Source organism: Xanthobacter luteus (assembly GCF_040049235.1).
Lineage (GTDB): Bacteria > Pseudomonadota > Alphaproteobacteria > Rhizobiales > Xanthobacteraceae > Xanthobacter.
Genome location: NZ_JBDZDO010000006.1, coordinates 203,055 through 226,675 on the forward strand (window position 1 = coordinate 203,055; position 23,621 = coordinate 226,675).

Consider the following 23,621-nt stretch of genomic DNA (forward strand, 5'->3'; position numbering starts at 1 on the left):
GGCCGTCACCGGCGTCCCGCCGGCGCCGCCAGGATCGCCTCCTCCTTGCGGTCATACATGCTCTCCACGAGGTCGTGGAACGTCTCGCGCACCACACGCCGCTTCACCTTCTTGGCCGAGGTGAGGGCGTCGGCCACGCTGTCGAGCGGCTGGGGGATGATGCGGAACTGCTTCACCTGGAGCACCCGGCCGAACCGCGCATTGGCGTTCGCGACCTCGGCGGCGATCAGCTGCTCCACCTGCGGCGCGGCGACAAGCTCGGCATAGGTGGAGGCGGAAAGGCCCTCGTCACGCGCCCAGCGGGCGGCGCGGTCGCGCTCGATCTCAATGAGGGCGACGAGGTACTTCTCGCCCTGGCCGAACACCACCGCCTCGGAGATGAACGGGCTGAGCTTCATCGCGTTCTCGATCTCGGCGGGGTTGATGGTCTTGCCGCCGGCGGTGGAGATGGCGTCGTTCTTGCGGCCGACGAGGCGCAGGTCGCCGTCGGGCGTGCGCTCGGCGATGTCGCCGGTGTGGAACCAGCCGTCCTTCAGCGCCTTGGCGGTCGCCTCCGGCTGCTCCCAATAGCCGGAGAACACCATGGGCGACTTGAACAGGATCTCCCCGTCCTCGGCGAGCCTGAGATCGCTGTCGGGCTGGTTGTCCATCAGCCGGCCGATGGTGCCGGGCTTGGGGAAGGGCCGCTGCTGGTAGCACACGGCGCAGGCCGCCTCGCTGAGCCCGTAGGCCTCGCGGATGTCCATGCCCCAGATCGCCCAGAGGGCGGCGACGTCCACGGGCATCATGGCCGAGCCGGTCTGCGCCCGCTTGACGCGGTCGAGGCCGACCGTGGCGCGCAGGCGCCGGAACAGGGTGCGCCGCGCGAGGTCGAGCAGCAGGACGCGCCAGCGCGCCGAGGGCACGCCGCGCCAATACTCGTCCACCACGCGCCGGCCGATGCCCATGGCGAGGCGGTGGGCGAGGCGGTCGAGGGTGGAGCCCTCCTGCTGCTTCAAAGCGAGCTGCACCGCGATCTTCTGGTAGAAGCGCGGCGTCATGCCGATCACCTCGGGCCGGGCGCGGCGGAACACCTCCACCAGCTCCGCCTTCTCCGGCGCGAAATGCGGCTGGAGCTTCGACACCAGCGGCACGATCTCCGTCACCATGGCCGAGGAGACGTGGGCAGTGGACAGGAACGCCACGTGCACGTGCGGGCGCTGGCGGATGGGCGGGAAGCGCATCACCCACTGCTCGCCCACCAGCAGCCAGGCCTTGTGGGTGTACATGACGCCCTTGGGCCGTCCGGTGGTGCCGGAGGTGAAGATGATGCGCGCCACGTCCGATCCCTGGCCCCGGTCCACCATGGCGTCGAACAGGGCCGGCTCGGCGGCGAGCGCGGCGGCGCCGATGCGCCGCAGCTCGGCGAGCGTGATGATGCGGGCCTCCGCGTCCGGCGCCACGAGGCCGTCCACCTCGCCCTCCATCTGCACGAACAGGCGCACCGGACCGAGCGGCTTGGCCGCGCGCAGGCCGCAGTCCAGGTGGGCGCGCTTCTGGCCGAAGAACACCATGGGCCGCGCTTCGGCGATCACATGCGCCACCTCCTGCCAGGAGCTGATCTGGTAGATGCCCACCGTGGTGCCGCCCGGCACCAGCGCGCCGAAGTCGCATTCCACCCATTCCAGCGTCGGCTCGCCCATCACCGCCGCGCGCTCGCCTCGGCCGAAGCCGAGCGCGCCGAGCCCGGCGCCGATCTCGGCGATGGCGGTGCCGAAGGCGCGCCAGGACACCGGGCGGAAGCCTTCGCCCTCGGGCACGAAATAGATCGCCGCCCCGGCGTCGCGGACCATGCGCTCGCGCACGATGGCGGGGATGGTCCAGTCCGCGGTCTGGGCCTCCACCACCCGCGGTTCCGCTTCCCAGAAGATGTGCTTGGCCATGACGAAGTTCCGGACCGAGAGGAGCGATGGCGAGAAATCGGGTGTGCCGCCGCCTCAGGGCGCCGGCACGGTCTTGGTCCAGCCGCCGCGCCGCTTCACCCAGGAGAACACGACGGGCGCGGCGAGCGCCACCGCGCAGAGCGCGACCAGCACCGCCGAGATCGGACGGGTGACGAAGATCGACAGGTCGCCGCCGCTCAGGAACAAGGTCTCGCGCAGCGACTTCTCGAAGATCGGCCCGAGCACCAGGCCGAGCACCAGGGGCGCCATGTCGAAGCCCATGCGGCGCAGGAAGAAGCCCGCGAAGCCGCAGGAGAACAGCACCACCAGGTCCCACATGCTGGAGCGCAGCGTGTAGACGCCGATGATGGAGACCACGAAGATCGCCCCCACCAGGATGTATTGCGGCACCCGCAGCAGCCTCACCCACAGCCCCACCAGCGGCAGGTTGAGCACCAGGAGCGCGACGTTGCCGATATACATGGAGGCGAGCAGGCCCCAGACGATGTCCGGCCGCTGCGTGAGCAGCAGCGGACCCGGCTGGATCCCCTGCACGATCAGCGCGCCCAGCAGCAGCGCCACGTTGGGCGTGAACGGGATGCCGAGGCTGATCACCGGCACCAAAGCGGAGGTGGCGACGGCGTTGTTGGCCGCCTCGGGGCCGGCGAAGCCCTCCACCGCGCCCTTGCCGAACTCGCGCCTGTGCGCGCGGGCGAGGCCCTTCTCCACCGCGTAGGAGGCGAAGGTGGAGGTGAGCGAGCCCGGCCCCGGCAGGAGGCCGACGAAGAAGCCGATGCCCGAGCCGCGCACGATGGCGGGCCAGGCGCGCCGCCATTCCGCCCGCGTCGGCACCATGTCGCGGATGCGCACCGATTCCGCCTTGGGGAAGCCCTTGCGGGTCTGCAGCACCTGGAGCAGCTCGCTCATGCCGTAGAGGCCGAGCGCCACGGGCACCAGGTCGAAGCCGAGCGCGAGGCTCTCGGTGCCGAAGGTGAAGCGGGTGCTGCCGCCGACCGCGTCGACGCCGATGGTGGCGAGCGCCATGCCCACCAGCAGCATCATCATGCCCATCATCGCGTCGCCGCCGGTGATGCGGATGAGGGTGAGGGCGCCGAGCACGGCGAGGGCGCAGAATTCGGGCGACGAGAAGGACAGCGCCGCGTCGGAGAGGAAGGGCAGGAACAGGCTGAGCCCGAGGATGCTCACCGTGCCGGCGATGAAGGAGCCCACCGCGCAGATCATCAGCGCCGCGCCCGCCCGTCCCCTGCGGGCGAACTCGTAGCCGTCGATGGTGGTGACGATGGAGCCGCTCTCGCCGGGGATCTTGAGCAGGATCGCGGTGGTGGAGCCGCCATACATGGCGCCGTAATAGATGCCGGCCAGCATGATGATGCCGGTCACCGGGGCGAGGTGCAGGGTGATGGGCATCAAGATCGCCATGGCGCCCAGCACGCCGAGGCCGGGCAGCACCCCGGTGGCGGTGCCCACCAGCGCGCCGACCAATGCGGCGAGGATGTTCTCCGGCTGGAGGGCGACCACGAAGCCGGAGGCCATCGCGCTCAACAGGTCCATGGTCCTACCCCCACCTGAGCGCGTTGAAGAAGGCTCCCGTGGGCAGGGAGAGGTCGAGCACGTTGACGAACAGCGTCCAGAACGCCACCGCAAGGACGATGCTCGCCGCCATGGCGCGCAGCCACGGCGCCCCGCACATGCGCGCCATGGCGGTCATGAACAGGAACGAGGTGGCGATGGTGCCGAGCCACGGCAGCAGCACGATATAGGCGCCGCACAGCGCCGCCACCGCCACCAGCCGCCCCGCCATGGCGCGGCTGGGCCAGGTTCCCACCTCGTCGTCCTGGACCGCGGGCGCGGGCGCCCTGAGCGTCACGTACAGGCCGAACAGGACCCACAGCACGCCGATCACCATGGGCGTTCCGCCGGCCTCGCTGCCGACCGGGTCGCCGATCGGCAGCCGTGTGGCCTGCCAGGTGTAGAGGGCGCCGAACAGGGTCAGGATCGCGGATGCGATCCTGACCTGCCCGCGCGTGATGCGTCGCGACTGCTCCATCGTGCTCCTCCGGTCGACCGTCCGCGGCGCGGCGGATCAGTTGGCGCCCTTGGCCTTGGCGAAGGCGTCGTAGACGTCGGAGAAGCGCGTCTTCATGGCGCCGCCGTCCTGGAACGCGACGACGATGCTCTGCGCCGAGAGCACCTTGACGAAGTCGGGGTCCTTCACCGCGGTCTCCACCGCCGCCACCAGCGTCTTGCGCACGTCGGCGGGCAGGTCCTTGGGCGCGTAGACCACGTAGTCGGACGTGGTGGTGACGTCGTAGCCCTGCTCCTTGAAAGTGGGCACGTCGGGATGGGTGGCGACGCGCGCCGGGGCGAAGATCGCGAGGCACTTGGCCTTGCCGGCGTCGAGCTGGGCGCGCAGCGTCGGCCAGGTGAGGTTCACGAGCTCGGTGTTCTTGCCGAGGAAGGAGGCGATGCCGTCCGCGTCGCCGCTATAGGGCACGAAGCGCACGTCGATGCCGGCGGCCTTGGCGAACTGGTCCCAGGTGTATTGGTTGAGCCCGCCCTTGATGCTGGCGACCTTGAGCTGGCCGGGATTCTTCTTGGCGTAGTCCACCATCTCCTTCAGCGTGTTGAACGGCGCGTCGGGCTGCGCGCACACGGCGTTGTACATGGAGCCGATGCCGCCCAGGATCTCGTAGGTCGACGGCGCGTTCCATGGCAGGCCGGCCACATTGTGCACGGCGATGGTCATGGGGCTGTTGGTGGCGACGCCGATGCGGTAGCCGTCCGGCGGGGCGGTGACGACCGCGGTCACGCCGCGCGTGCCGCCGCCGCCGGCGACGTTCTCCACCGGCACCGGCTGGCCCAGGGCCTTCTCCATGGAGCGGGCGAGCGCCCGGCCGATGGCGTCCGAGCCGCCGCCGGCGGGATAGTTCACCACCAGCGTGACCGGCTTGGCGGGGAAGCCGTCGGCGAGGGCAAAGCTCCCGCAGAGGCTGGCGGCGGCGATCAGGGTACCCGTTACAAGCTTCTGGAAGGTCATGTTTTTTCCTTTCGAAGGCGCACTTGGTCTTGGGTGGGCTCCCGCCGGGCTTATGGAACCGGTCGGGGGCGACGCCTCAGTTCGTTCCTCCGTCGTCGGTGGTGTCGCGCTCGATCGCCTCGATGATCATGCCGAGCGTGGTGCGCGGGCGCGTCCAATTGGCCGCGCCGCCCTCGGGCCGGCCCGGCGCGGGGGCGAACCGCAGGGGCGCGTCGAGCACCCATTCGACGCCATGGGCGCGCCAGGCGGCCATCAGCGCGCCGAGGCCGCGCACCTCGATGCTGAGCGAGAACAGCCCCTCGCCCCGCCGCTCCAGGAAGCGGGCGACGGGGCTTTCGGGATCGGCCGGCTCCACGAAGGAGAGCGAGCTCTCCCCCACGGGGGACTGCAGGTAGCTGATCCGGGCCGGCGGATCGGGCAGGCGCACGAGCTCGGCCTGCCGGGTCGGCAGACCGAGGGCGCCGAACAGGCGGCCGGCGGCCATGGCGTCGCGCACCGCGACGTTGATGGTGCCGATCTTGAGGATCTCCATGGCCCGGCCCCCGCCGTTTCCGCTAGACCGTGGCCGGGGCGCCGGCGGCGAGCGCCTGCTCCTTGATGCGCGCCAGCTCGGCGCGCTTGGCCTTGAGCTTGTCGCGCATCACCTCGGGATGCTGCACCACCTGGCGCGGGTCCTTGAACTGCGGGATCACATAGCGGCCGATCAGCTCGATGGACTGCATCACCATGTGGTGCGGCAGGCTGTCGAGGCGGAACCACACCTCGTCGGCGCCCATGGCCTCGAACTTCTGGATCTGCTCGATGAAGTGCTCCGGGTCGCCGATGATGATGGAGCCGGATTCGAGCCGCAGATAATCGAGGCTTTCCATCGCCTCGCCCAGCGCGGCGATGTCGCGCATGTAGGCATAGTCCGGCGAGATGGTGGACAGGCGGGCATAGGCGTCGCCGGCGAGCTTGCGCTCCTTGATGATGACCGCCCCCGCCTCGTCGATCGCCTGCTGCGTGGTGTGGGCGCAGTGGGCGGTGGTGTTCACGGCGATGGCGTTGGTCACATGCATGCCCGAGGCCTCGGCGGCGGCGGCCTCGGCGCGGTAGACCTTGATCGCGTCCTCCACGTAGGACCAGCCGCGCTCGACCGCGCTGGTGATCACGCCGAGGCCCTTCTGCGCCGCGCGGCGCAGGGAATCCGGCCCGGTGGAGGCGACGAAGATGGGCGGATAGGGGTCCTGGATCGGCTTCGGGATCAGGCTGCGCGGCGGCACGTTGAAGAACTTGCCCTCGAAGGTGAAGGGGTCCGACGTGAAGGCGGCCTTGATGAGGTCGATGCCCTCCTCCCACTGGTCGCGGGTGGTCTCGATGTCGACCCCGAAGCCGCGCAAAGTGAGCATGGTGTTGCCGCGCCCGGTGCCGAGCTCGATGCGCCCGCGCGAGAGGATGTCCTGGGTGGCGATGCGCTCGGCCACCCGCAGCGGGTGGTTGATCATGAAGGGCAGCAGCGTCACCGCGTGGCGGAAGCGGATGCGCTCGGTCTTGGCGAACAGATAGGGGTAGAAGCACTCCGGCGCGGAGATGGAGGCGACGCCGATGGCGAAGTGCTGCTCGGAGGAGCCGAACACGTCGAAGCCCATCTTGTCGGCGAAGATGACTTCCTCGACGAGGTCCCAATAGCGCTGGGAATAGGTCTGGCCCGGACGCGGATCGCCTTCCGAAAGAAAGCCGAACTTCATTGTCGTTCCCCTTTTTCTGGCCGCCTGTTCCGGCGGCACGGGCTTTAAGGCTTCCGCGGTGCGGTTCCGGGGGCCGCGCCGCGCGAAGGCGGTGGTTCCAGTCAGCCCGCCGGCCGCGGCAGGGTCTGGTAGAAGACGACGGCATTGCCGCTCGGGTCCGTGAGCGTCAGGGTGAGCTCGTGGGCGCCGCGCACCATGGCGGGCACCGGCGCCGGGCTGCGCTGCGCCAGCGCCGCGGCGAATTGGGCGAGGTCGGCGGCGCGGAACGCCGCCGTGGCGCCGCCGCCCGCCGCCGCCGCGTCCCCGGCGAGCGCCAGGGTGGCCGCGCCGGCGCGGAAGGCCGCCCAGCGCTCGCCGTCGCGGAACTTGAGGGGCAGGCCCACCACGTCGCGGTAGAAGGCGACGCAGGGCTCCATCTCGCGCACCGCGTAGATCACCTGGTCGAGGCGCGGGTGACCCGCGCCAAGCGGGCCCGCTTCCGACTGACAGGAGTCCGGCCGATCCAGGTCGACGCTCGGCATCGCGCCCTCACTTATTGATCAGTTAATTCGCAGATTAAGGGGCGGTTCCGGAGGCGTGTCAATAGGCCTCGGCGGAATTTGAGCCAGCGCAATGCGCGGGCCATCGACGCCGGGACAGCGGCCGGGCCGGATGCGCCGTCACGCCGGAGCGCGCGGCGCTTGCGATGGTCGTATGTCGGGGCGTGCGGCCGCCGCGCCGGCCGCGCGGCGGAAAGGATGGCCGGTCGTGCCGGAGGCCGGCCGTCGCTCCCGGCCGTCCGTCGGCTGGACCGGAGCGACCATGCACCGCGCGGGGAGGGGCCGGGCGCCGATCGGCCCCGACCTATGGCGTCAGGCGCCGGCGCCCCAGCCGGCCAGCACCTCTTCCGCCGTGGCGGCAAGGCCCATGGGGCGTTCGGGGACGCGCGAGGGGGTGCGCGAGAAGCGCGGCGCGGGGGCCGCTTGCACCACGCCGTCGCGGGTGACGAAGGTGCCGCGCGCGGCGAGATGCGGATGCGCCGGCGCCTCCATGAGGCCGACCACTGGCGCGAAGCAGGCGTCCGAGCCCTCGAACGCGGCGATCCATTCGGCCTGGGTGCGGCGGGCGAAGACCTCTTCCATGCGGCGGGTCAGATCGGGCCATGAGCCGCGCCCGTTCTGGTCGTCGAAGGCGTCGTCGTCGAGGCCGGCGATGCGCCTGAGCGCGGCGTAAAACTGCGGCTCCAGGGCGCCGACGCTGACATAGCGCCCGTCGGCGCAGCGATAGGTGTTGTAGTAATGGGCGCCGCCGTCGAGCATGTTGGAGCGCGGCGGCCCCATGCGGCCGTGGGCCGCGAAGGCGTGGAACAAGGACAAAAGCGAAACCACGCCATCGCACATGGCGGCGTCCACCACCTGGCCGCGGCCGCTGGCGCGCGCGGCGATCACCGCCGCCAGAACGCCCGACAGCAGGAACATGGCGCCGCCCGCATAGTCGCCGACGAGGTTCAAAGGCGGGGTGGGCGCGCCGTCGCGGCCGCGGATGGCGTCGAGCGCGCCGGTGATGGCGATGTAGTTGATGTCGTGCCCGGCGGTGGGGGCGAGCGGGCCGTCCTGGCCCCAGCCGGTCATGCGGCCATAGACCAGCGGCGCGTTCGCGGCGAGGTCCTGCGGCCCGAGGCCGAGCCGCTCCATGACGCCGGGGCGGAAGCCCTCCAGCAGCACCTCGGCGCCGAGCGCGAGGCGCTTTGCCTGCGCCTTGCCGTGCGCGTCCTTGAGGTCGAGCTCCACCCAGCGTCGGCCGCGGGTGACGATGTCGCGCGGGTCCTTGGGCGTGGTGCCGGGCCGCGCCACGCACACGATGTCGGCGCCCATGTCGGCGAGCAGCATGGCGGCGAGCGGCACCGGGCCGATGGCGGAGAATTCGAGCACCCTCAGGCCGGCGAGCGGCCCCGTGGCGGGGTCGGCCATTTGTCCCTCTCGTCGTCTCCCGGAGGCCGCCTCCCGTGTCGGTGCCGGGAGGTCGGCGAAATAAGAGCGACGCCCCGCTGTCCGGCGGCGCGTCGCTCGCCTGTCGCGCGATGCCGCCTCAGGCGGCGCTTCGCCGGTCCCTCAGTTGGCGAGGCCGACGTCGAACTTCGCCTCGGTCTTGGCGCGCACCTCCTCGAGGCTGACCCCCGGCGCCAGCTCCTTCAGCACCAGCGTGCCGCCGCGCTTGGTGAACTCGAACACCGCAAGGTCGGTGATGACGAAGTCGGTGACATGGGTGCCGGTGAGCGGCAGGGTGCAGCGCGTCACCAGCTTGGGCGCGCCCGACTTCTCCACATGCTCCATGAGCACGATCACTTCCTTGGCGCCGGCGACCAGGTCCATGGCGCCGCCCATGCCCTTCACCATCTTGCCCGGCACCATCCAATTGGCGATGTCGCCGTGCTCGGACACCTGCATGGAGCCGAGGATGGACAGGTCCATGTGGCCGCCGCGGATCATGGCGAACGAGTCGGACGAGGAGAAATAGGAGGTGTCCGGCACCTCGGTCACGGTCTGCTTGCCGGCATTGATCAGGTCCGGGTCCTCCTCGCCCTCATAGGGGAAGGGGCCGATGCCCAGCATGCCGTTCTCGCTCTGGAACGAGACCGTCATGCCCGGCGGCAGCGCGTTGGCCACCAGGGTCGGGATGCCGATGCCGAGATTGACATAGAAGCCGTCGCGGATCTGCTGGGCGGCGCGGGCCGCCATCTGCTCGCGAGTCCAGGCCATCACTTCACCTCTTCGCGCTTGCGGGTGGTCACCTTCTCGATGCGCTTCTCGGCGCCCTGCTCGACGATGATGCGGTCCACATAGATGCCCGGGGTGTGGATGTTCTCGGGATCGAGCTCGCCGATCTCCACCAGCTCCTCCACCTCCACCACCGTGATCTTCCCGGCGGTGGCCATCATCGGATTGAAGTTGCGCGCGGTCTTGCGGTAGATCAGGTTGCCTTCCTTGTCCCCCTTCCACGCCTTGATGATGGACAGATCGGCGGTGAGCCCGGTCTCCATCACGTAATGGTGGCCGTTGAACTCGCGGGTGGGCTTGCCCTCGGCGATCACGGTGCCGTAGCCGGTCTTGGTGTAGAAGCCGGCGATGCCGGCCCCGCCGGCGCGGATGCGCTCGGCCAGCGTGCCCTGGGGGTTGAATTCCAGCTCCAGCTCGCCGGCGAGGTAGAGCTGCTCGAACAGCTTGTTCTCGCCCACATAGGACGAGATCATCTTCCGGATCTGCCCGTTGGCGAGCAGGATGCCGAGGCCGAAGTCGTCGATGCCGCAATTGTTGGACACGACGGTGAGGTTCTTGACGCCGGCGTCGCGGATGCCCGCGATGAGATTTTCCGGGATGCCGCACAGGCCGAAGCCGCCGGCCATGATCGTCATGCCGTCCGCCAGAACGCCGTCGAGCGCACTCGCGGCGTCCGCATAGACCTTCTTTCGCAAGATCCCCTCCCTGGTACCCTCAACGTCAAATGAATTCGGCCGCCCTGCGGGCGAAGGCGGCCGACAGCAACCCGGTGCGCGCCGCATCCGCCGACGCCGCATTCCCCGCTTTGGCCCGGGCCGCGATCCCCTCGAAGATGACAGACCAGCGGAACAATGCGAAGGCCATGTGAAAGTTCGTCATCTTTGCCCCATGTCGGGCCGAAGCGGAATAGGCTGCGACATAGGAATCCAGATCGGGGATGCCGAGGGCGGGCAGGTCCAGCCCCCTAATGCCGCCGTATTCCTCCGGCAGCGACACGAAGGCCATGGCGGAGTGGGCGAGGTCGGCGAGCGGGTGGCCGAGGGTGGAGAGCTCCCAGTCCAGCAGCGCCACGACCCGCGGCTCGGTGGGGTGGAACATCAAATTGCCGATGCGGAAGTCGCCGTGGGCGATGCTGGTGGTCTCGTCCTGGGGCACGTTGGCCGCGAGCCAGGCGGCGACGCGGTCGAGGTCCTTGTCCTCGCGGGTGCGCGCGAGCGTCCACTGGCGGGTCCAGCGCGCGATCTGGCGGGCGAAGTAGTTGCCGGGCCTGCCAAAGTCGGCAAGGCCGATGGCGGCGAAGTCGACATTGTGGAGCGCGGCCAGCACCTTGGCCATGTCGCCATACATGGCGCCGCGCGCCGCCGGCTCCACCCCCGGCAGGGTGCAATCGTGGAACACGCGGCCGTCCACGCGCTCCATCACGTAGAAGGGGGTGCCCACCACCGCCCGGTCGGCGCAGAACAGCAGCGCCGGCGGCACCGGCATGCCGGTGCCCGCGAGCGCGCTGACGATGCGGTATTCGCGGTCCACCGCATGGGCCGAGGGCAGGAGCTCGCCCGGCGGCTGCTTGCGCAGCACCAGGCGGCGGCCCGCATAGGTGACGAAGAAGGTGGGGTTCGACTGGCCGCCGGCGATGCGCGCCAGCGCCATGGGGCCGGCGGTGCCCTCGAGCCGGTCCTTCAGAAAGGCGTCGAGGATGGCGGGGTCGAATTCGGGGGCGTCGGCGCCCCCGGCCTGCGGGCCGCTCATGCCGCCGCCACCGGCCAGCGCCAGAAGCCGTCGCCTTCCTTGTCGAGGAAGCGCGAGAGCACCATCTGGTGCACCTCGTCCGCCCCGTCCACCAGCCGCGCCTGGCGCGCATAGCGGTAGATCCATTCCAGCACCGTGTCCTTGGAATAGCCGCGCGCGCCGTTGATCTGGATCGCCATGTCGGCCGCCTGGTGCAGCGTGTTGGCGGCCTGGATCTTGGCCATGGACACCTCCTTGCGGGCGAGCCGGCCCTGGTCCAGCTCGAACGCCGCCTTCATGGTCAGCAGCCGGCCGATTTCTATGGCCATGGCGGTCTTGCCCAGCATCAGCTGCACGCTCTCGCGGTCGGCGAGCCTGACGCCGAAGCCCTCGCGCACGCCGGCATAGTCGCGGGCGATGGCGACGCAGCGCTCGGCGAGCCCCAGCCAGCGCATGCAGTGGGTGAGGCGCGCCGGGCCGAGGCGGATCTGCGTCATCCGGAGACCCTTGCCCTCGCCCAGCAGGATGTCCTCGGCGGGGATGTGGAGCCCCTCGAATTCCAGCTCGCAGTGCCCGCCATGCTCCTCCGGCCCCATGATGGGGATGCGCCGGACGATGCGCCAGCCGGGCTGGTCGCGGTGGAACAGGAAGGCGGTGAGGCCGGTGCGTTCATCGTCCGAGGTGCGGGCGACGACGATGAGGTGCGCCGCCTCCTCCGCCCCGGTGATGAACCACTTGCGGCCGTAGATGCGATAGGAGCCGTCCGGCTGCTTCTCCGCGCGGGTGGCGATCATGCCGGGATCGGAGCCGCCGCCGGGATGCGGCTCGGTCATGGCGAAGGCGGAGCGCACCTTGCCTTCGGCGATCGGCGCGAGCCAGCGCGCCTTCTGGTCCGCCGTGCCGCAGGCCTCCAGCACCATCATGTTGCCGTCGTCGGGGGCGGCGCAATTGAACACCACGGGGCCGAAGATCGAGCGGTTCATCTCGGCGTAGCACACCGCCATGCCCATGCGGCCGACGCCGAGCCCGCCATTCTCCGGCTTCAGCTGCAGGCACCACAGGCCGGCGGCCTTGGCCTTGGCGCGCAGGGCGCCGAGCAGGTCGGCGCGGATGTTCTCGTGGGCGTCGTAGGCGGCGGGGTCCGCCTCCAGCGGCAGGATCTCGGCGGCGACGAAGGCGGCGATGCGCGCGCGCAGGTCTTCCAGAGCGGGGGAGATGGTGAAGTCCATGAGCGGAGCCTTCAGAGGGAGGAGACGAGGTGGCCGCCATCCACCGCCAGCTCCGCTCCGGTCATGTAGGCGGAGGCGTCGCAGGCGAGGAAGAGCAGCGGGCCCTTGAGGTCGTCGAGGGTGCCGAGGCGGCGGGTGGGGATGCGGCGGATCAGCGCCTGGCCCGCCTCGGTGGCGAAGAAGTCGCGGTTGAAGTCGGTCGCGACGTAGCCGGGGCACAGGGCGTTGGCGCGGATGGAATGGCGCGCCCATTCGAGCGCCATGGCGCGGGTGAGCTGGATCAGGCCCGCTTTCGAGGCAGCATAGGCCGCCACCTGCCCGGCGACGCGCAGCCCGACGATGGAGGCGATGTTGACGATGGCGCCGCCTTTGCCGGCGGCGATCATCGCCTTGGCCGCCGCCTGGGCGGTGAGGAAGGCGCCCTTCAGGTTGGTGTCCACCACCCGGTCCCAGTCGTGCTCACTGACGTCGAGCAGCGGCTTGGTGGTGGCGATGCCGGCATTGTTGACCAGGATGTCGAGCCCGCCGAAGGCGTCGGCGGCGCCCGCGACCGCGGCCGCCACCGATGCCGGATCGGTCACGTCCAGCGCGAAGGCGCGGGCGGTGCCGCCGGAGGCGGCGATCTCGGCCACCACCTTTTTGCATCCCGCCACGCTGCGGGCGCAGACCGCGACCTTGGCGCCGGCCCCGGCGAGGGTGCGCGCGAAATGGGCGCCGAGCCCCTGGGAGGCGCCGGTGACCAGCGCGGCGCGGCCCGCGAGCGAGACATGGAAGTCGGATCCCTCTGCACCCATCACGGTCCTCCCGACGTCGGCCCGCCGCGCCGGCAGGCGGCTCTTGATTTATCGAGCGAGCGTTCGCTTTATAGACAAGACGGGCGCGCGAAGGCAAGGGTGCGCCGGCGCGCCGGGGCGCGATCTGACGGTCGGCAACCGCGGCCGTGGCGGGCGCGGCGACAGGGGCGAGGGAGCAGGGGATTGGTGAAACGGGCGAGCGCGCGCGCCGGACAGGCGCAGAGGGCGACCGAGACGGCGAGCGCGGCGGCGGCGGGACCGGCGGCGCGCCCGGGCGCGCCGGTCCTGCCGGAGGGCGTCGACCTCTCGCCCGAGGCGCTGGCGCGGCGCATGCTTGAGCGCCACCGCGCCACCATCCGCGTCAAGAAGTCCGGCGTGGCGGTGCCGCGCCTCGCCCAGATCGCCCAGGCCACGCTCACGCTCGCCAACAAGAGCGGCTTCCATTCCATGAGCCTGCGCGACCTCTCCGAGGGTACCGGCCTCAGCATGGGCGCGCTCTATGCCTATTTCTCCTCCAAGGAGACGCTGCTCTCCATGATCCTCGACACCGTGGCCGAGGTGGTGGAGGAGGTGCTCGGCCGCCCGCCCGCGGGCCTCGCCGATCCCCGCGCGCGCCTGGCCTGGCTCATCGGCGCCCATGTGGCGCTCACCGAGGCGATGCCGGACTGGTTCACCTTCGTCTACATGGAGGCCAAGGCCTTCCCGCCGCAGGCGCGGGCCCGCGCCGTGGCGAGCGAGGCGCGCACCGAGGCGCTGTTCGCCGCCGTGATCGAGGAGGGCCGCGCGCGCGGGGTGTTCCAGGTGGACGACGTCGCCATGGCCGCCGCGCTGATCAAGCCCATGGTGCAGGACTGGTACGTGAAGCGATCCAAGTATCGCCGCCGCGGCATTTCGCCCGAACAATTCGCATCGAGCCTGTCCGCCTTCGCCACGCGGGCGCTGGGCGCCGGTTGAGCCCGCGCGGCGCCCAGCGGTGAGCGCCGCCCGCGTGCCCCGGCCGACTGGAACACAGCGTCAGCGGAGTGGAAGGAGAGCCGGGGCCCAGCGCAAGGACCACGCCGCAGGCGCACCCAGCCGCCTTGGGCGGCGTGCGTTCGGCGGGGAGCGAAGGTCGGGGCGGGGGCGCAGGGATTGCCCGCTGCGCGGGAGGCTTGCGCTGGACCCCGGCTCGGCGCTCCGGCTGCGCCGTCGCTTGGCCGGGGAACAAAAGCTCTTGCTTTGCTGTCGCCTGCCCCTGGGGGAACAAACGCGCCAGTTGCGCTGCCCCTTGGCCGGGGGCGGTTCCGGTTGTGTCGGCGCGGTGCTCGGAGGTGAGCGCCGCCGGCGTGCCCCGGCCGACTGGAACGGAGCGTCAGCGGAGTGGAAGGAGAGCCGGGGCCCAGCGCAAGGACCACGCCGGAGGCGCACCCAGCCGCCTTGGGCGGCGTTCGTTCGGCGGGGAGCGAAGGTCGAGGCGGGGGCGCAGGGATTGCCCGCTGCGCGGGAGGCATGCGCTGGACCCCGGCTCGGCGCTCCGGCCGCGCCGTCGCTTGGGGGGAACAAGAGCTCCGGCTGCGCCGTCGCTTGGCCGGGGAACGACGGCTGCGCCGTCGTCTGGCCGGGGAACGGCGCCGGCTGCGCCTCCCCCGCGGCGCCGTATTCGTCGCGTCACAGTAAGTTCGTACATCCCCTTCCACCGATCCCATCGCTGGAGGGTCCCATGCCTTTCGCCGCTTTCGCGCGCGCTGCGCTTCTCGCCGCCGCCGCGCTCCTTCTGCCCGGTGCCGCGCTCGCCGATTTCAAGCTCGATCCGCGCTTCACCGACGCCAATGGCGACATGGTCGCCGACGCGCCGGCCGACGCCTCGAAGCTGATCGATCCCGACGTGCTGGTGTTCGCCTACACCCCGGTGGAGGACCCCGCCGTCTATGCCAAGGTGTGGGCCGAGTTCATCGACCATCTGGCCAAGACCACCGGCAAGAAGGTGCAGTTCTTCCCGGTGCAGTCCAACGCCGCCCAGCTCGAGGCCATGCGCGCGGGACGCCTGCACGTGGCCGGCTTCAACACCGGCTCCAACCCCATCGCGGTGGCCTGCGCCGGCTTCGTGCCCTTCACCATGATGGCCTCGAAGGACGGCGCCTTCGGCTACGAGATGGAGATCATCACCTATCCGGGCTCGGGCGTGACCAAGGTCGAGGACATCAAGGGCAAGAAGATGGCCTTCACCTCCGAGACCTCGAACTCCGGCTTCAAGGCGCCGTCGGCGCTCCTGAAGTCGCAGTTCGGCATGGAGGCCGGCAAGGACTTCGAGCCGGTGTTCTCCGGCAAGCACGACAATTCCATCATCGGCGTCGCCAACAAGGACTATCCCGCCGCCGCCATCGCCAATTCGGTGAAGGCGCGCATGATCGCCCGCGGCGTCATCAAGCCCGAGCAGGTGGTGACCATCTACAAGTCCCAGACCTTCCCCACCACCGGCTACGGCTATGTCTACAACCTGAAGCCCGAGCTCGCCGAGAAGGTGAAGCAGGCCTTCTATTCCTTCGACTGGGAGGGCACCGCGCTCCAGAAGGAGTTCAAGTCCGCCGAGCCGCCGCAGGAAAAGTTCATCCCCATCACCTTCAAGGACACCTGGGCGGTGGTGCGGCAGATCGACGATGCCATGGGCGTGAAGTACGAGTGCAAGTGACGGTTCAAGTGACGGTTCAAGTGAGGATGCAAGTGACGGCATCGGTCGAAAGATGAGGGTGGCCGGCGTTTCAAGCCCCGCACAGGGCGCTCCCCCTCCCCCCTTGTGGGGGAGGGATGGGGTGGGGGGTGTCCGCGCCGCCGTCCGTCCGCTCCTGAGCGAAGCGGGTTTGCGCCGGGGGTCGCCTTCCGAGCGGACCGGCATCCCCCACTTTGCCCTCCCCCGCAAGGGGGAAGGGCTCCCTGTTGCGCAGGGGACGACGGCTCCGATCCGGGGCTTGGCCGCGGACGTGAGGCAAAAGGTTCTCCTCCATCCCGCGCTTGCGCGCCCCCTCGGGCGGGGGGCGCGCGCCGTCTCCGCCGTCTCCGCGCTGACGGATGGGGCGACACCCCCCTCCCTGCCCTCCCCCGCAAGGGGGGAGGGTTCCCCGTTGCGCAAGGGGGGAGGGTTCCCCGCCGCGCCGGACGCCGCCCGCCCGGAGGGCCGGTGCCCATGCTGACGCTGTCCCATCTCACCAAGCGCTACGCCAAGGGCGACGCGGCGCTCACCGACGTCTCGCTGGAGATCCCGGCGGGCCAGGTGGTCGGCCTCATCGGCCCCTCGGGCGCCGGCAAGTCCACCCTCATCCGCTGCGTCAACCGGCTGGTGGAGCCCACCTCCGGCACGGTGCGCCTGGGCGACATCGACGTCACCCGCCTGCCCCGCGCCGGCCTGCGCCGGGCGCGCCGGCGCATGGGCATGATCTTCCAGGAATACGCGCTGGTGGAGCGCCTGACGGTGATGGAGAACGTGCTCTCCGGCCGGCTCGGCTATGTGGGCTTCTGGCGCGCCTTCCTGCGCCGCTTCCCGCAGGCCGACATCGACCGCGCCTTCGCGGTGCTGGAGCGCGTCGGCCTCCTCGACCATGTGGACAAGCGCGCCGACGAGCTGTCCGGCGGCCAGCGCCAGCGGGTCGGCATCGCCCGCGCCCTGGTGCAGGAGCCGGACCTGCTTCTGGTGGACGAGCCCACCGCCAGCCTCGACCCCAAGACCTCGCGCCAGATCATGCGCCTGATCGTCGAGGTGTGCGCCGAGCGGCGCCTCGCCGCCGTCGTCAACATCCACGACGTGGCGCTGGCGCAGATGTTCGTCGAGCGCATCATCGGCCTGAAGGCCGGGCGCATCGTCTTCGACGGGCCGCCGGACACGCTCGATGCCGCAGCCCTTACCGCCATCTATGGCGAGGAGGACTGGTCGCGCACCATCCGCGAGGCGGAGGGCGAGGACCATGCCGGCGGCGGCGAAGTTCAGGTCGACGACACGGACGGGGAGCGCGCGCGCGCCGCCCGCGCCCAGCGCGCGGCGCTCGAGGCGCGCGCCCTGTGAGCGCCGCCCAAGCGCGCCGCTGGCGCCCGCCCCCGCTGATCGCCAATCCCTATCTGCGCTATGGCCTGCTGCTCCTGTCGGTGGCCTACCTTGCCTTGGCGCTCGGCTCGGTGGAGGTGAACTGGGCGCGCCTGTCGGAGGGCTGGGCGCGCGGCCTGCGCTTCCTCTCGGGCTTCGTCGAGCCCAACTTCTCGCGCCGCTGGGACGACATCGTCCAGGGCATGGTGGAGAGCCTCACCATGACGGTGACGGCGACGGTGGCCGGCATCGCCGTCTCGGTGCCCATCGGCGTCGGCGCGGCGCGCAATCTGGTGCCGCTGCCGGTCTATCTGGCGTGCCGGTCGATCATCGCCGTGTCGCGGGCGCTGCAGGAGATCATCGTCGCCATCTTCCTGGTGGCGCTGGTGGGGTTCGGCCCGTTCGCCGGCTTCCTCACCCTGTCCTTCGCCACCATCGGCTTCCTCTCCAAGCTGCTCGCCGAGGACATCGAGGACATCGACCCCGCCCCGGTGGAGGCGATCCGCGCCACCGGCGCGCCCTGGCCCGCGCTGCTCGCCTTCGGCGTGCTGCCCCAGGTGGCGCCGCGCCTGCTGGGGCTCTCCCTCTACCGGCTCGACATCAATTTCCGCGAATCCGCGGTGGTGGGCATCGTCGGCGCGGGCGGCATCGGCGCGACGCTGAACACCGCCATCGACCGCTACGAGTTCGACAGCGCCGCGGCGGTGATCCTGCTCATCATCGCCATCGTCATGGCGAGCGAATACGCCTCCAGCCTGATCCGCGCGCGGGTGAAGTGATGCCGGTCGCGCCCCTTCCCGACGGCCGCAAGGCCTGGCAGCGCCGCACCCCCGCCGGCACGCTCGCGGCCTGGTTCCTGTGGCTCGCGCTGGTGGCGTTCACGGTGCTCTGCTGGCGCGTGATGACGGCCGAGACCATCTGGAGCTTCGTGCTCGACGCCCCCACCCAGGCGGGGGACATCCTGTCGCGCATGATGCCGCCGCGCTGGTCGTATTTCCCCAATCTCCTGAAGCCGATGTGGGACACGCTGAACATCGCGACGCTGGGCACGCTCGCCGCCATCGCGCTCTCGGTCCCGGTCGCCTTCCTCGCCGCCCGCAACACCACGCCGAGCGCGGCGCTGGTGCGCCCGCTGGCGCTGTTCGTGATCGTCGCCTCGCGCTCCATCAATTCGATCATCTGGGCGCTGCTGCTGGTCGCCATCCTCGGGCCGGGCGTGCTGGCCGGCATCTGCGCCATCGCGCTGCGCTCCATCGGCTTCATCGGCAAATTGCTCTATGAGGCGATCGAGGAGATCGACGAAGCCCAGGTGGAGGCGGTCCGCGCCACCGGCGCCTCCGGCCCGCAGGTGCTCACCTACGGCATCGTGCCGCAGATCATGCCGGCCTTCGCCGGCATCAGCGTGTTCCGCTGGGACATCAACATCCGCGAATCCACCGTGCTCGGCCTGGTCGGCGCCGGCGGCATCGGGCTCAACCTCGAAAGCTCGCTCAACACGCTGGCCTGGCCGCAGGTGACGCTGATCCTGCTCGTCATCCTCACCACCGTGGTGGCGAGCGAGTGGATCTCCGCCAAGGTCCGCGCCCGCTTCGCCTGAGGGCGCCCGTCACCGCTTCTTCGACCAGTTGGCGATCAGGTCCGAGGCGGTGAGGACGATCAACGCGCCCATGGCCAGCGCGGTGGCGGTCAGGCCATAGACGATGAGGAAGGCATAGCCGAACCGGTAGGTGAGGCCGGCGAACAGGAAGCCGAGATTGGCGATGAAGTAGTACTTGGCGTCCGGCAGCCCGCAGACGGCGTCCTTGAGGAACCAGCCGACGACGGGGACGCGGAAAAGCACGCGAGCGGCAGCCGGCATGGAAAATTCCGATGGGATGGCGCGTTCCGGCGCGCCGCGGGCGGTCGGCCGGATCGCAGGCGAAATCGCCCTTTCATGAAGCTTCGCCGAGGCCGCCGCATTGATCAAGCGCCCGCTCCGGTCCCGGGCCGGCGCCAATGTCGCACCCCGCGCCGCCGGCCTCAGCCCGCGCCGCGGGCTGAGGCCTCGGCAAGATCCATGAGGCCGGTGATGGCGGGGATCACCTCGCGCCGCATGGCGTGGCCGTAGAACAGCGAGAAATGGCCCGCCTTCGCCAGCGTGAGCCGGCGCCGCAGCGGCGCCGGCACGGCCGGGCACAGATCGTGCGCGGCGGCGGTCTGGCAGGGGGCGGAGATGTCGTCGTCCTCGCCCTCGACCGTGAGCAGCGCGGTGCGCGCCAGCGCCTGCGGGCGCACCTTGCGGCCGGCGATGGCCAGCGTGCCGCGGGCGAGCGCGTTGTCGCGGAACACCGTGGCGACGTTCTCCATGAAATACTCGCCGGTCACGTCCATCATGGTCCAGCACAGGCGCGACAGGGGAAAGCGCACCGGGTCGTCGCCCTCGTCGAACAGCAGCTTCAGGGGCATCTCGCCGCCGCTGAGCGACTGGCGCCAGAGATAGATGCCGAAGGTGTCCATCTGCCGCCACGAGGGGAAGACGCGCCGGCCGGCGCCGGGAAAGCCGGGGCCCACGGTCTCGATCACCTGCGCCTCCAGGGCGCCGAGGGCGCGCTCCTGGAGCACGCGCCACAGCCGTGTGGGATTGCGCGAGGGGTCCACCGGCCCGCCCATCAGCGTCAGGCTGGCCGGCGCGAGGCCGTCCTCCGCGAGCATCAAGGCGGCCACCAGCGCCGGCACCACGCCCTGGCACACGCCGAGGACGTGCACGCCGCCCGCCTCGTCGTCCGCCGGCCCGTCCGCCATGGCGCGCACCATCTGCGCCACCTCCATGCAGTTCTCGGCGAAGCCGAAGCGGCCGGCCGAGAGCGGCACGTGGCGGGCGTTGGGCCAGTCGGTGACGGCCACCTCCTCGATCTCGCCGAGCAGCGCCACCACGAGGTCGCGCATGAGGAACGGGAAGCCGCCGGCGAGCGGCGCCACCACCAGCGCCCGGCGGCGCGGCCGCGGCGCCCGTGAGAAGCTGCGCAGCACGCCGAACGGCAGGCGCGCACGCACGCTCTGGCGCACCGCCACGCTGGTGCCGCCGATGCGCACCGCGGAGATGCCGAAATCGCGGAAGGCGTCGCAGCTCAGGCCGCCGCCCGCCGGGGCGGCGCCGAGGCTCAAGGGCCGGAGATCGTCGAGCCACATGACCGAACGCCCCTCGGGACACGCTCCCAGGGCGCCGACTCTAGAGCGCGATCCGGTCAAATTGAACCGGCTTGCGCGATCAATCGCGCGCCACCGCGGATCGCGGGCGCGCGGCGGTTCGCCTGGACGGCGTCGACGCTTCCGGCCGATCGGCCTGTCGCCGTCGCGCTGCTGGAAAGGAGGAGATCGCGCCGAGCGGGGGCGGCCATCGGGCACCGCCCACCGGGACGCCGCGCGGCGGCGCCCCGGACCGGGATCAAGCCTGTCAGTTCTTCGGGGCGGCGGCGCCGGCCGGCCGGGCGGCGGCCATGGCCGTCTTGCACTGCGCCGAGACCTTGTCGATCTGGTCGGTGATGCACTTGGCGATGCGGCCGGCCCCCGGCTGGATGTTCGGGCACAAGGCCTTGACGTCGTTCGCGCATGCCGTCTGCAGCTCGACGTTCTGCGCCATGGCGGGGGTTCCCAGGAACGCGAGGGCCGCGGCGAGGGGAAGAATCTGCTTCAGGGTCATGGGGTCTCCATTCTTCTCGTGAGGCGCGGACGCCGGACCATGGCAATGGGGCGGCGTCGCCACGACCCGGCGTCCGCATGGTGGTGGTCAGTAAGGGGAAACCACCACCGAGCCGGACCGCGTCACGGACCGGCCGTAAGGCCCCGTGGTCGTGCGCGAATACATATAAGAGGGGTAGCCCGTCCGCGCCACGCTCCCGGAGCGGGTCACGGAATTTCCCTGGGGCCCGGTGACCGTGGCGGTGCGCGCGCACACGCCGGCCGCGCATCCGGCCGACACGTTCCCGGTATACGTGCCGCGCGGGGTGGTGACGGTGCCGGACCGGGTCCAGGCCGAGGCCTCGGTCGCCCCGGCGATGCCAAACAGGCCGGCGAGCGAGAGTGTGGCGAGCATGAGCTTCATCGATGTGTCTCCGCAGGGGAGGGGGCGCGGCGTCGGCCGCCCCGCCGTCCGATGGGGTGATCCTCGGCGCCCCCCTTTGCGCCGGCATTGCAGCGCGGGCCCGCGGCGTAACGTTTTGTAACGGCGCCGGCCGGCGCCATTGCCGCCCCCGCGCGCCGCGCCTTAACTGTCGCCCATGGCGCAACGCACCCTTCTCATCGTCGAGGACGATCGCGAGATCCGCGCGCTCCTGTCGGACTTCCTGGCCCGCGAGGGCTATGACGTGCTCGCCGCGGAGGACGGGGCGGCCATGGATCGCCTCCTGTCCTTCGGCCGGCCGGACCTGGTGGTGCTCGACGTGATGCTGCCGGGCGAGGATGGATTTTCCATCTGCCGGCGCCTCAGGGCCAAGGGCGCGCTGCCCATCCTCATGCTCACCGCCAAGGGCGAGGAGATCGACCGCATCGTCGGCCTGGAGATGGGCGCCGACGACTATTTGCCGAAGCCGTTCAACCCGCGCGAGCTCCTGGCGCGGATCCGGGCGGTGCTGCGTCGCGCGGAGGGCGGTGCCGCGGTGCCGCCCCCGCGCCGGCTCGGCTTCGCCGATTTCGTGGTGGATCTCGACGCGCGCAGCCTCAAGACGCCCGCAGGCGATCCCCTGGAGCTCACCTCGGCCGAGTTCGAGCTGCTCGCCTGCTTCATCGAGCGGCCGAAGCGCGTGCTCAGCCGCGACCAGCTGCTCGACTGGACGCGCGGGCGCACCGCCGACCCGTTCGACCGCACCATCGACGTCTCGGTCAGCCGCCTGCGCCGCAAGCTCGCCTCGGTGGACCCACAGGCGGCCCAGCTCATCAAGACCGTGCGCAACGGCGGCTATCTGTTCGCCGCCGACGTGCGCACGTTCTGACGCCGCATGCGCCGCTTCGGCATCGCCGCGCGCATCGCGCTCATCGTCATGGTGGCGCTGGTCGCCGTGCAGTTGCTGATGGTGGCGGCCTATGTGGCCGAGCGCCGGCAGGCGCTCTCCAGCGCCCCCTTCACGCCGCTGCTGGAGCAGATCGCCGCCCTCGCGCAGCTGATGGACCGGATCGGCCCCAAGGAACGCGCCCTCGCTTTGGCGGCGAGCGCCAATCCCGGCTTCGTGCCCCGCATCGTCGCCGCGCCGCCCCAATGGGAGACGCCCGGGGTGCTGCGGTACGCCGCGCAGCGTCTTGCGGCGCTGGCGGATCTCGCCCCCGAGCGGGTGGCGCTCGCGCTCATCACCAACGAGCGGCGCGGCGGAGAGCCGGTGCAGCGGCTGCGCGAGCTGGTGGGCGCGCGCCTGCTCGCGGTGGTCGCGCTGTCCGGCGGCGGCTATCTGGAGGTGACGGCGGGCGGCGATCTGACGGTGCGCCTCATGGGACTGCCGATCGGCCTCCTGTCCGGCATCCTCGGCTTCCTCGTGGCCATCGCCGCTCTGGTCGCGGTGCGGCGGGAGACGCGGCCGCTCTCCGACCTCGCCGACGCGGTGGGCCGCTTCGGCCCGGCGCTGGAGCCCCAGACCGTGCGCGAGCGCGGGGCGCCGGACGTGCGCGCCGTGATTCGCGCGGTGAACGCCATGCAGGCCCGCATCGCCGACCTGGTGCGCACCCGCACCCTCGTGCTGGGCGCCATCAGCCATGACCTGCGCACCTATTTGACGCGCCTGCGGCTGCGGCTGGAGCTGCTGCCCGAGGGGCCGCAGGTGGACAAGGCGCGCGCCGATCTCGACGGCATGCAGGCCCTGGTGGAGGACGCCCTCGCCTTCGCCCGGGCCTCCTTCTCCCCGGTCTCCGACGCGCCGGTGGACCTTGCCCGCATCGCCGAGGCGGAATGCGACGCAAGGCGCGCCCAAGGCGCGCGCGTGACGCTCGCGGGCGCGGATGCGCCGCTGGAGGTGCGCGGCTCGCCCGTGGCGCTCGCCCGGGTCGCGGCCAACCTCATCGGCAATGCCATCGCCTATGCCGGCGCCGCCGAAGTGTCCCTCGCCGCCGAGGCGGGCTGCGCGGTGCTGGCGGTGGAGGATCGCGGGCCGGGCATCCCGGCCGCCGAGCGCGAGGCGGTGTTCGAGCCCTTCCACCGCATCGAGCCCTCGCGCAACCGCGAGAGCGGCGGCGCCGGACTGGGCCTCACCATCGTGCGGCAAATTGTCGAGGGCCACGGCGGCACGGTCGCGGTCGAGGCGCGCGCGGGCGGCGGTGCCCGTCTCGTGGTGCGGCTGCCATGCGCCGCGAGCGCGCCGCCGGCTTGAGGCTTTCGCGGGCCCGCGCTCTCGTTT

The 23,621-nt window shown here is 71.1% G+C and carries 24 protein-coding genes; 7 read left to right on the forward strand and 17 right to left on the reverse strand.

From position 1 onward, the window contains the following. Window positions 1-5: 5 nt before the first annotated feature. The 13 genes from ABLE88_RS18375 to ABLE88_RS18435 form a co-directional block, all read right to left on the reverse strand. Window positions 6-1,922 (reverse strand): AMP-dependent synthetase/ligase, encoded by a 1,917-nt coding sequence (locus tag ABLE88_RS18375; protein WP_348833151.1) that lies wholly within the window; start codon window positions 1,920-1,922, stop codon window positions 6-8. Window positions 1,923-1,976: 54 nt separating this feature from the next. Next, the gene (locus ABLE88_RS18380) at window positions 1,977-3,494 is read right to left on the reverse strand and encodes a tripartite tricarboxylate transporter permease (protein ID WP_348833152.1); all 1,518 of its coding nucleotides are present in this window, start codon (window positions 3,492-3,494) and stop codon (window positions 1,977-1,979) included. A gap of 4 nt (window positions 3,495-3,498) precedes the next feature. After that, the gene (locus ABLE88_RS18385) at window positions 3,499-3,990 is read right to left on the reverse strand and encodes a tripartite tricarboxylate transporter TctB family protein (RefSeq protein ID WP_348833153.1); all 492 of its coding nucleotides are present in this window, start codon (window positions 3,988-3,990) and stop codon (window positions 3,499-3,501) included. Between the two features lie 36 nt (window positions 3,991-4,026). After that, entirely contained in the window at window positions 4,027-4,980 is a 954-nt protein-coding gene (locus ABLE88_RS18390; protein ID WP_348833154.1) for a Bug family tripartite tricarboxylate transporter substrate binding protein, read from the reverse strand. Between the two features lie 76 nt (window positions 4,981-5,056). Beyond that, the gene (locus tag ABLE88_RS18395) at window positions 5,057-5,512 is read right to left on the reverse strand and encodes a VOC family protein (RefSeq protein ID WP_348833155.1); all 456 of its coding nucleotides are present in this window, start codon (window positions 5,510-5,512) and stop codon (window positions 5,057-5,059) included. Between the two features lie 22 nt (window positions 5,513-5,534). Next, a complete protein-coding gene (locus tag ABLE88_RS18400; protein WP_348833156.1) occupies window positions 5,535-6,707 on the reverse strand; it encodes an LLM class flavin-dependent oxidoreductase in 1,173 nt (390 codons plus the stop codon). A 101-nt stretch (window positions 6,708-6,808) separates the two neighbouring features. Beyond that, window positions 6,809-7,228, reverse strand: a complete 420-nt coding sequence (locus tag ABLE88_RS18405) for a VOC family protein (RefSeq protein WP_348833157.1) — start codon at window positions 7,226-7,228, stop codon at window positions 6,809-6,811. Window positions 7,229-7,558: 330 nt separating this feature from the next. Further along, complete coding sequence (locus ABLE88_RS18410; RefSeq protein WP_348833158.1) at window positions 7,559-8,656, reverse strand: CaiB/BaiF CoA transferase family protein; 1,098 nt, start codon at window positions 8,654-8,656, stop codon at window positions 7,559-7,561. Between the two features lie 141 nt (window positions 8,657-8,797). Beyond that, window positions 8,798-9,445: a CoA transferase subunit B gene (locus ABLE88_RS18415; protein ID WP_348833159.1), complete on the reverse strand. Its 648-nt coding sequence runs from the start codon at window positions 9,443-9,445 to the stop codon at window positions 8,798-8,800. After that, window positions 9,445-10,161, reverse strand: a complete 717-nt coding sequence (locus ABLE88_RS18420; protein ID WP_348833368.1) for a CoA transferase subunit A — start codon at window positions 10,159-10,161, stop codon at window positions 9,445-9,447. Before ABLE88_RS18420 ends, ABLE88_RS18415 begins: the two co-directional genes overlap by 1 nt. A gap of 22 nt (window positions 10,162-10,183) precedes the next feature. Then, the gene (locus ABLE88_RS18425; RefSeq protein WP_348833160.1) at window positions 10,184-11,212 is read right to left on the reverse strand and encodes a phosphotransferase family protein; all 1,029 of its coding nucleotides are present in this window, start codon (window positions 11,210-11,212) and stop codon (window positions 10,184-10,186) included. Beyond that, complete coding sequence (locus ABLE88_RS18430; protein WP_348833161.1) at window positions 11,209-12,420, reverse strand: acyl-CoA dehydrogenase family protein; 1,212 nt, start codon at window positions 12,418-12,420, stop codon at window positions 11,209-11,211. Before ABLE88_RS18430 ends, ABLE88_RS18425 begins: the two co-directional genes overlap by 4 nt. 11 nt (window positions 12,421-12,431) lie before the next feature. Next, the gene (locus ABLE88_RS18435; RefSeq protein ID WP_348833162.1) at window positions 12,432-13,214 is read right to left on the reverse strand and encodes an SDR family NAD(P)-dependent oxidoreductase; all 783 of its coding nucleotides are present in this window, start codon (window positions 13,212-13,214) and stop codon (window positions 12,432-12,434) included. Window positions 13,215-13,400: 186 nt separating this feature from the next. Between ABLE88_RS18435 and ABLE88_RS18440 the strand changes: the two genes are divergently transcribed. The 5 genes from ABLE88_RS18440 to phnE (ABLE88_RS18460) all read left to right on the forward strand — a co-directional run bounded on the left by ABLE88_RS18440 (window position 13,401) and on the right by phnE (ABLE88_RS18460) (window position 18,862). Continuing rightward, the gene (locus ABLE88_RS18440; RefSeq protein WP_348833163.1) at window positions 13,401-14,168 is read left to right on the forward strand and encodes a TetR/AcrR family transcriptional regulator; all 768 of its coding nucleotides are present in this window, start codon (window positions 13,401-13,403) and stop codon (window positions 14,166-14,168) included. A gap of 745 nt (window positions 14,169-14,913) precedes the next feature. Continuing rightward, window positions 14,914-15,882: a phosphate/phosphite/phosphonate ABC transporter substrate-binding protein gene (gene phnD / locus ABLE88_RS18445; RefSeq protein ID WP_348833164.1), complete on the forward strand. Its 969-nt coding sequence runs from the start codon at window positions 14,914-14,916 to the stop codon at window positions 15,880-15,882. Between the two features lie 492 nt (window positions 15,883-16,374). Continuing rightward, window positions 16,375-17,247 (forward strand): phosphonate ABC transporter ATP-binding protein, encoded by an 873-nt coding sequence (gene phnC / locus ABLE88_RS18450; RefSeq protein WP_348833165.1) that lies wholly within the window; start codon window positions 16,375-16,377, stop codon window positions 17,245-17,247. After that, a complete protein-coding gene (gene phnE, locus ABLE88_RS18455) occupies window positions 17,244-18,044 on the forward strand; it encodes a phosphonate ABC transporter, permease protein PhnE (RefSeq protein ID WP_348833166.1) in 801 nt (266 codons plus the stop codon). Before phnC ends, phnE (ABLE88_RS18455) begins: the two co-directional genes overlap by 4 nt. Next, window positions 18,044-18,862 carry a phosphonate ABC transporter, permease protein PhnE gene (phnE, locus tag ABLE88_RS18460; protein WP_348833167.1) on the forward strand — a complete coding sequence of 273 codons (819 nt, stop codon included), beginning with the start codon at window positions 18,044-18,046 and terminating at the stop codon, window positions 18,860-18,862. Before phnE (ABLE88_RS18455) ends, phnE (ABLE88_RS18460) begins: the two co-directional genes overlap by 1 nt. Before the next feature lie 9 nt (window positions 18,863-18,871). Here the strand turns inward: phnE (ABLE88_RS18460) and ABLE88_RS18465 are convergent, their stop codons facing one another. The 4 genes from ABLE88_RS18465 to ABLE88_RS18480 form a co-directional block, all read right to left on the reverse strand. Continuing rightward, window positions 18,872-19,123 carry a hypothetical protein gene (locus ABLE88_RS18465; RefSeq protein WP_348833168.1) on the reverse strand — a complete coding sequence of 84 codons (252 nt, stop codon included), beginning with the start codon at window positions 19,121-19,123 and terminating at the stop codon, window positions 18,872-18,874. A 161-nt stretch (window positions 19,124-19,284) separates the two neighbouring features. Continuing rightward, window positions 19,285-20,433 (reverse strand): polyhydroxyalkanoate depolymerase, encoded by a 1,149-nt coding sequence (locus ABLE88_RS18470; RefSeq protein WP_348833169.1) that lies wholly within the window; start codon window positions 20,431-20,433, stop codon window positions 19,285-19,287. Window positions 20,434-20,698: 265 nt separating this feature from the next. Continuing rightward, complete coding sequence (locus tag ABLE88_RS18475; protein ID WP_348833170.1) at window positions 20,699-20,944, reverse strand: cysteine rich repeat-containing protein; 246 nt, start codon at window positions 20,942-20,944, stop codon at window positions 20,699-20,701. Window positions 20,945-21,031: 87 nt separating this feature from the next. Then, window positions 21,032-21,346: a hypothetical protein gene (locus ABLE88_RS18480; protein WP_348833171.1), complete on the reverse strand. Its 315-nt coding sequence runs from the start codon at window positions 21,344-21,346 to the stop codon at window positions 21,032-21,034. Window positions 21,347-21,521: 175 nt separating this feature from the next. Between ABLE88_RS18480 and ABLE88_RS18485 the strand changes: the two genes are divergently transcribed. Next, a complete protein-coding gene (locus tag ABLE88_RS18485) occupies window positions 21,522-22,232 on the forward strand; it encodes a response regulator (protein ID WP_348833172.1) in 711 nt (236 codons plus the stop codon). 6 nt (window positions 22,233-22,238) lie between these two features. Continuing rightward, entirely contained in the window at window positions 22,239-23,594 is a 1,356-nt protein-coding gene (locus tag ABLE88_RS18490) for a sensor histidine kinase (protein WP_348833173.1), read from the forward strand. The last annotated feature ends 27 nt before the right edge of the window (window positions 23,595-23,621 follow it).